The organism is Mesorhizobium sp. IMUNJ 23232 (assembly GCF_044326205.1).
Lineage (GTDB): Bacteria > Pseudomonadota > Alphaproteobacteria > Rhizobiales > Rhizobiaceae > Kumtagia.
Window position 1 is genome coordinate 45,664 of the sequence record NZ_JBIRCY010000050.1, and the last position, 6,629, is coordinate 52,292.

The 6,629-nt window shown below is 63.2% G+C and carries 7 protein-coding genes; 5 read left to right on the forward strand and 2 right to left on the reverse strand.

Translation table 11 applies throughout. The annotated features are described in order from the left end of the window. Positions 1 to 19 precede the first annotated feature (19 nt). Positions 20 to 1,021: a glycosyltransferase family 2 protein gene (locus ACH196_RS28535; RefSeq protein WP_396650229.1), complete on the forward strand. Its 1,002-nt coding sequence runs from the start codon at positions 20 to 22 to the stop codon at positions 1,019 to 1,021. A 1-nt stretch (position 1,022) separates the two neighbouring features. Beyond that, positions 1,023 to 2,531: an ArnT family glycosyltransferase gene (locus ACH196_RS28540; RefSeq protein WP_396650230.1), complete on the forward strand. Its 1,509-nt coding sequence runs from the start codon at positions 1,023 to 1,025 to the stop codon at positions 2,529 to 2,531. A 135-nt stretch (positions 2,532 to 2,666) separates the two neighbouring features. Here ACH196_RS28540 and ACH196_RS28545 read toward each other — a convergent pair whose 3' ends face one another. After that, positions 2,667 to 3,287, reverse strand: a complete 621-nt coding sequence (locus tag ACH196_RS28545; RefSeq protein WP_396650231.1) for a methyltransferase family protein — start codon at positions 3,285 to 3,287, stop codon at positions 2,667 to 2,669. 56 nt (positions 3,288 to 3,343) lie between these two features. After that, complete coding sequence (gene infC, locus ACH196_RS28550; protein WP_396650238.1) at positions 3,344 to 3,880, reverse strand: translation initiation factor IF-3; 537 nt, start codon at positions 3,878 to 3,880, stop codon at positions 3,344 to 3,346. 193 nt (positions 3,881 to 4,073) lie between these two features. Here infC and ACH196_RS28555 point away from each other — a divergent pair, with 193 nt between their 5' ends. From ACH196_RS28555 to ACH196_RS28565, 3 genes are all read left to right on the forward strand, one after another. Then, positions 4,074 to 4,850 (forward strand): alpha/beta hydrolase, encoded by a 777-nt coding sequence (locus ACH196_RS28555; RefSeq protein ID WP_396650232.1) that lies wholly within the window; start codon positions 4,074 to 4,076, stop codon positions 4,848 to 4,850. 10 nt (positions 4,851 to 4,860) lie between these two features. Continuing rightward, on the forward strand, positions 4,861 to 6,045 hold the full coding sequence (locus ACH196_RS28560) for a benzoate/H(+) symporter BenE family transporter (RefSeq protein WP_396650233.1): 1,185 nt from the start codon (positions 4,861 to 4,863) through the stop codon (positions 6,043 to 6,045). Positions 6,046 to 6,117: 72 nt separating this feature from the next. Further along, a complete protein-coding gene (locus tag ACH196_RS28565; protein WP_396650234.1) occupies positions 6,118 to 6,591 on the forward strand; it encodes a DUF2852 domain-containing protein in 474 nt (157 codons plus the stop codon). The last annotated feature ends 38 nt before the right edge of the window (positions 6,592 to 6,629 follow it).

Consider the following 6,629-nt stretch of genomic DNA (forward strand, 5'->3'; position numbering starts at 1 on the left):
GGCTTTCCGGGGAGACATCGTGCTGCAATCCCAATCATTGCCACTTTCAGTCGACGAGGCCGAAAGCGGCATAGAACTTTCGGTCCTTATCCCGGTTCGCAACGAGGAGGAAAGTGTCGGGCCGCTGGTCGAGCGAATCTGCGGCGCCCTCAAGGACTTCGGTAAGCCGTGGGAACTCATCATCGTCGATGATGGCTCGACGGACGGCACGCTTGTCAATGCACGCAAGGAATTCGGCCGTGAAGGGCTCGATCTCCGGATCATCGAACTGCAGCGCAATTTCGGCCAGGCGGCGGGCTTGCAGGCCGGCATCGACGCGGCGCGCGGCCGACTGCTGGCGACGCTCGACGGCGACCTGCAGAACGACCCCTACGACATTCCGAAGATGATCACGATGCTCGAAGAGCGCCAGCTCGATCTCGTCTGCGGCTGGCGCAAGAGCCGGCAGGACGGGCTGATGCTGCGGCTGGTCCCGTCCTGGATCGCCAACAGGCTGATCCGCAAGGTCACCGGCGTGAAGGTCCACGACTATGGCTGCGGGCTGAAGCTTTATCGCACCAAGGTCGTCAAGCAGGTCCGCATCATGGGCGGCATGCATCGTTTCATCCCAGCCTGGATCGCCAGCGTGGCGCCGACATCGCGCATCGACGAAATGGTGGTCAGCCACCATGCGCGGCAGTTCGGCCAATCCAAATACGGTATCTCGCGGACCTTCCGGGTGGTGCTGGACCTGCTTTCGGTGCTGTTCTTCATGAGCTTCCGCCACCGGCCGGGCCATTTCTTCGGTACGATCGGGCTGATCTTCGGCGGGATCAGCGGGCTGCTCTTCCTCTATCTGTTCGTGGTGAAATTTTTTCTCGGCGAAGACATCGGCACACGGCCGATGCTGACGATCGCGGTGATGCTGTTCGTGGCGTCGGTGCAGATGATAACCACCGGCATCGTCGCCGAAATGCTCGCCCGGCCTCAGGGCAATACTATCAGCTACGTCGTCCGCAACAGCTACAGCCGGGACAGTTGAGGTGATCAAGCGGCTGGCGCGTAGCGGCGGCGCGGTCTACCTGCTGCTTGCTGCGTATTTCGTCCTGAACATCGTCCTGCGCCTGCTCGCGCCGGCCTCGCTGGAACTCGACGAAGGCCAGCAGCTCTTCCTCGCGCAGTGGTTCGCCATCGGCTACGACACCCAGCCGCCTTTCTACAACTGGCTGCAATATGGCGTGGTGCAATTGCTCGGCAGCACCGTGCTGGCAGTGTCGGCACTGAAGAACCTGATGCTGTTCGGCTGCTACCTGCTGTTCGGGCTGACGGCCAGTCTCGTCATCCGCGACCGAGTGCTGGCCGTCATCGCCACGCTCGGGCTGATCACCATTCCGCAGATCGGCTTCGAGGCGCAGCGCGACCTGACGCATACCGTTGCGGTGCTGTTTGCCGCTTGCATGTTCATCCATTTCTTCATCCGGTCGCTACAGCGGCCGAATATCTTGAATTACGCGCTGACCGGCATCGCCATCGGCATCGGCGTGATCTCGAAATACAATTTCGTCATGCTTCCGCTTGCTGCAGTCATTGCCGCATTACCTGACCGCGCGTTCAGAGCACGGCTGTTCGACCCGCGCGTGCTGCTGACGGCACTCTTGGCGACAGCAGTCGTGGCGCCGCACGCGCTATGGTTCATCGACCATGTCGGCGAGGCGACGAGCGGCAGCATCGGCAAAATGACGGATGACGCCCACGGAAGCCGGATCGAGATGATCGGCGAGGGTTTGCTGTCGCTGGCCGGGGCGATCGCTGCCTTTACGCTGCCGACTTTACTGTTCTTCGCCGTCGCCTTCGGCCGGACTTTGCTGAACGCATGGAAAGCGCAGAACCAGTGGACGCGGCTGATCGGGCGGATGTTCCTGATCTTCGCCGTCGTGCTTCTGTTGCTTGTCGTGGTCGGCGGCGCCGACAACTTCAAGGACCGCTGGCTCGTTCCGATGTTCTTCCTGCTGCCGATCTATCTCTCTGCGAAGATCGAAGCTTCGGGGGAACCGCTTGCCGGCGCGCCGCAGCGGTTCGGCGCGATCGTGCTTTCCATCATGGTGATCATCCCACTCGTGCTGTTTGCGCGGACGCCGATCCTCGGCGCGATGGGACGATACAGCAAACAGAACGTGCCTTACGGCCCGGCGATCACGGCGATATTGGCTTCCGGCAAGGACCGGCCCTCGGTCATCCTCGCGGACGACCAGCAGATGGCCGGTAATCTGCGCCTGCATGCGCCGGCCGACATTCCGGTCATGGTCCCCGGCTACGAGAGCCTTGAGCAGCCTTATGTATTTGACGCGGCCCATCCGGCTCTGGTCATCTGGCGCAACAAGGGCAAGCCGGATCCGAAATTGCCCAGCGATATGGCCGCCTGGCTCGAGGCCAGGCCGGAACTGCGCGGCGTCAGGCCCGAAGCGAAGGACGCTGCGCTGCCCTATCACTACGGGCGCGACGGCGACGCCTATCATTTCGCCTATGCGTGGATTTATCCCACCGGGTTGTAGTTTGGAGTTCAACACGGTGGGGCAAGCGCGCTCAGACGCGCCCTGTGCCGCCGCCACTCACGTCACGCACTGGCCCTTTGTCCGAACCGGCAAATCCACAAGAGCCGGCTGCCGCAGCGTGCTCGGGGGCCGTTTTCAATAAAGGTAGAACAGTATCGGTATGAGCCCGGCTTCCTGGCCCGACTCGATCAGTTCGAAGCATGGGATCGAGATCAGAAACACAAGGCCGTCGCGCAGCGTGTGATTGAAGACACGCGAGCTGAACGTGACTTCGGTCTGATCCGTGAACAGCCATGGGTTGGGAACGAAGCGCGGCACTCGCTGGAGATAGGCTTCGTAGGGCGCACCGAACAGCGCTTTCAGGTGCGCTTCCTCGCGCATCGCCACAATGTAGAAAGCAGTGGCGCAGAGTACGGCGGCCGCCGCCGCAACCGTGATGCTTCCGGTCTGCGTGCCGACGCCCGCCGCCGCGATCGTCGAGAAGAAATAGAGCGGATTGCGGACGACCGAGTAGGGACCGGTGGCCACGATCTCGGCGGATTTGCGACCGCCGATATAAAGGATCGACCACAGCCGGCCGCCAATGCCGATCAGAATGAGCGCCAGCCCATGCGCTTCTATGCGTTCATGCGTGAGTTCGCTGTGCGGCGAGCCGCTGAACACAAGCAGCAGGCAAAGAAGGCCGATCACAACCGCCAAAACTAAACGCCGCGATGCCTGGTAGCGAGCCATCGCGGCCTTGCGATCAGTTTCCATGCAATCCTCGATGCCAGAGCTTCCGAAACGGGCGGCACGCTCTGTCGGCATCTTGGCTATTTCGGGGCGAGCACCATCATCATCTGCCGGCCTTCCAGCTTCGGCTCAGCCTCGACCTTGGCGATCGTCGCGGTTTCCTCGCGGACCTTATTCAGGAGCTGCATGCCCAGCTCCATATGCGCCATCTCGCGGCCGCGGAAGCGCAGCGTCAGCTTGACCTTGTCGCCTTCCTCGAAGAAGCGGCGCACCGCCTTCATCTTGGTCTCGTAGTCATGGCTGTCGATGTTGGGGCGCATCTTGATCTCCTTGATCTCGATGACCTTCTGGTGCTTGCGCGCCTCGGCGGCCTTCTTCTGGTTGGCGTATTTCAGCTTGCCGAGATCGAGAATCTTGACGACGGGGGGAACGGCATTGGGCGATATCTCGACGAGATCGAGCCCGGCCTCCTCGGCCATCTGCAGCGCGTCGGTGATGGAGACGTCGCCGTGGTTCTTGCCTTCCGTGTCTATGAGCTGGACCCGCGGAACGCGGATATCCCTGTTGGAGCGGGGCCCCTCCTTGACGGGCGCGCCTGCCTTGAATGGTCTGCGAATGGTCGTGGTCTCCTTGAACCGTTGAACCTGTTTTCTGCCTGGCGGCCCTATGTCGGTGGGCCGGGGCGCGAGTCAATAGCACGGGGAAACAAATAAATCACCAGTCCGCGAACCAACCTTGGCGGGAAACTGGCCCTTTGCGCACGCTTGCGACTGTGCGAGAAGCCGTCTCCCCCGAAGGTCTTTGAGCGCCATGGACAAAAACCCTCCCGATCATCTCGACGTCGACGGCGTAAGTATCGCTTTCCGCCGCCGCACCGGCCGCCAGCCGGGCGCCGTGTGGCTCGGCGGATACCGCTCCGACATGCTGGGTACAAAAGCGGCGGCGCTGGACGGCTGGGCGGAAAGGACCGGGCACGCCTATCTGCGCCACGATTATTCCGGCCATGGCGAATCCGGTGGCGCCTTCGCCGACGGGACGATCTCGGCCTGGCTGGCGCAGAGCCTCGCCGTCTTCCGCGCCTTCACAGAGGGGCCGCAGGTCCTGGTCGGTTCTTCCATGGGCGCGTGGATCGCGCTGCGCCTTGTGCAGGAACTGGCGAAGGCCGGCGAAAGCGCGCGTGTCGGCGGCATGGTGCTGATCGCGCCGGCGCCGGACTTCACCGTCGACTTGGTCGAGCCGGACCTGACGAGAGCGCAGAAACGGGATCTCGACAAGAAGGGTTTCTTCGAGACGCCTTCCGAATATTCTGGCGAGCCCAGCATTTTTACGCGCGCGCTGATCGAGGACGGACGCAAGAACCGCGTGCTGATCGGGCCGCTCGACACGTTCTGCCCGGTGCATGTCATCCAGGGCATGCGCGACCCCGACGTGCCCTACCAGCATGCGCTGAAGCTGGTCGGGCTGCTGCCCGCCGACGACGTGACTTTGTCGCTGGTGCCGGACGGCGACCATCGCCTATCGCGTCCGAAGGACATCGAGATGATCCTCGGCGCGGTGGACGCGATGATCCGTCAGATTTCCGAATAGGCCGTGCATCATGCGGCTTTCGATCCCGGTTTCGGCCTTCGTCGCGGCGGTCGTCGGTTTCGGCGGCACGCTGGCGCTGATCATCGCGGCGGGCGATGCCGTCGGCGCCTCGCAAGCGCAGACCGCCAGCATGGTGACGGCGCTGTGCATCGCAATGGCGGTGGAAACGGCGTGGCTGTCGTGGCGCACAAAAATGCCGGTGATTTCCGCGTGGTCGACGCCGGGCGCAGCACTTATCGGCGCCAGCACCGGTTTTTCCATCAACGAAGCCGTCGGGGCCTTCCTGGTGGCCGGCGTGCTGCTGGTCGCCACCGGCCTGTTCAAGCCGCTGACAAGATTGATCTCGAAAATCCCGGCCTCGGTCGCCTCGGGCATGCTGGCGGGCATCGTCGTCACCTTCGTCATGAACGCCGCAAAGACCGTTCCGACCGATCCCCTGCTGATCCTGCCGCTGATCGCCGCCTTCTTCGTCATCCGGCTGTTCAATCCGGCACTGTCGGTGCTGGCGGTGCTGATCGGCGGTGGGGCGCTGGCTGTAGCGCTTGGCCGGATCGGCGCGATGCCGGCACTGGAAATGTCGACGCTGGTTCTTACAATGCCGGAATTCACGCTGACATCGGTCATCGGCCTGGCGCTGCCGCTCTATCTCGTCACCATGGCCTCGCAGAACCTGTCCGGCCTCGCCGTGCTAAAGGCGGCCGGCTATGATCCGGAGCCGGGTCCGCTGATCGCAGTTACCGGGCTGGTCTCCGTGCTGACCGCTCCCTTCAACGCGTTGACCAGCAACCTGGCAGCCATCTCGGCGGCGATCTGCACCGGGCCGGACGTGCATCCCGATCCTGCCGAGCGCTGGAAGACAGGGCCGTTCTACGCGCTGGCCTACGTCGTCTTCGCGCTGTTCGGCGCCTCGCTGGTCGCGCTTTTCGCAGTTCTGCCGCCCTCGCTGATCATGCTGGTGGCGGGACTAGGCCTGCTCGGCGCGCTGGCCAACGCGCTCGCGATAGCGCTCAAGGACGACAAGGAACGCATCGCCGCGACGGTCACTTTCGCCGTCACCGCGTCGGGGCTGACGCTGTTCGGCGTCGGCTCGGCCTTCTGGGGGCTGGTCGCCGGACTGGTCGTCCTTTTCCTCGACCGGTTAAAATTCCGACAGATTTTTCAAGCTCTTGTCCGGTTTCAGGCGGAAAAGTCTTGAAGCCGGGTTCTCCCCTTACCATTTCGAATCCGAGCAGCCGGCCCGGCTGCCCAACCGAAGGAACGGGAGAAGATGAACACGACCGCCTTGATCCGTCCGGCCTGGACGCCAGCCACCATCGCGCTGATGGTCATCGGCTTCATGGTGTTCTGGCCGCTTGGATTTGCAATGCTCGCCTACATCATCTGGGGCGACCGGCTCGAAGGCTTCAAGCGCGACGTCAACCGTGCGACGGACGGTATATTCGCCGGCTGCCGCCGCGGAGCCGACAAGACGCATCGCTGGGGCCATGGCCCCAGCCGCACCGGCAACGTCGCCTTCGACGACTGGCGCGAGAAGGAACTCGAGCGCCTCGCCGAAGAACGCCGCAAGCTCGACGAGACGCTGACGGAGTTCGACGACTACATGCGCGAACTGCGCCGCGCCAAGGACCAGGACGAGTTCGACCGCTTCATGGCGAACCGCTCCCGCTCCACGCCGGCCAAGACCAGCGACGACGACAAGTCGAAGAAAGGCCCATCCGGCCTGCTCGACGACGTCGAGTAAAGTTCGAACAGCTTTTGGCTATCCGACCGGATCGGGGG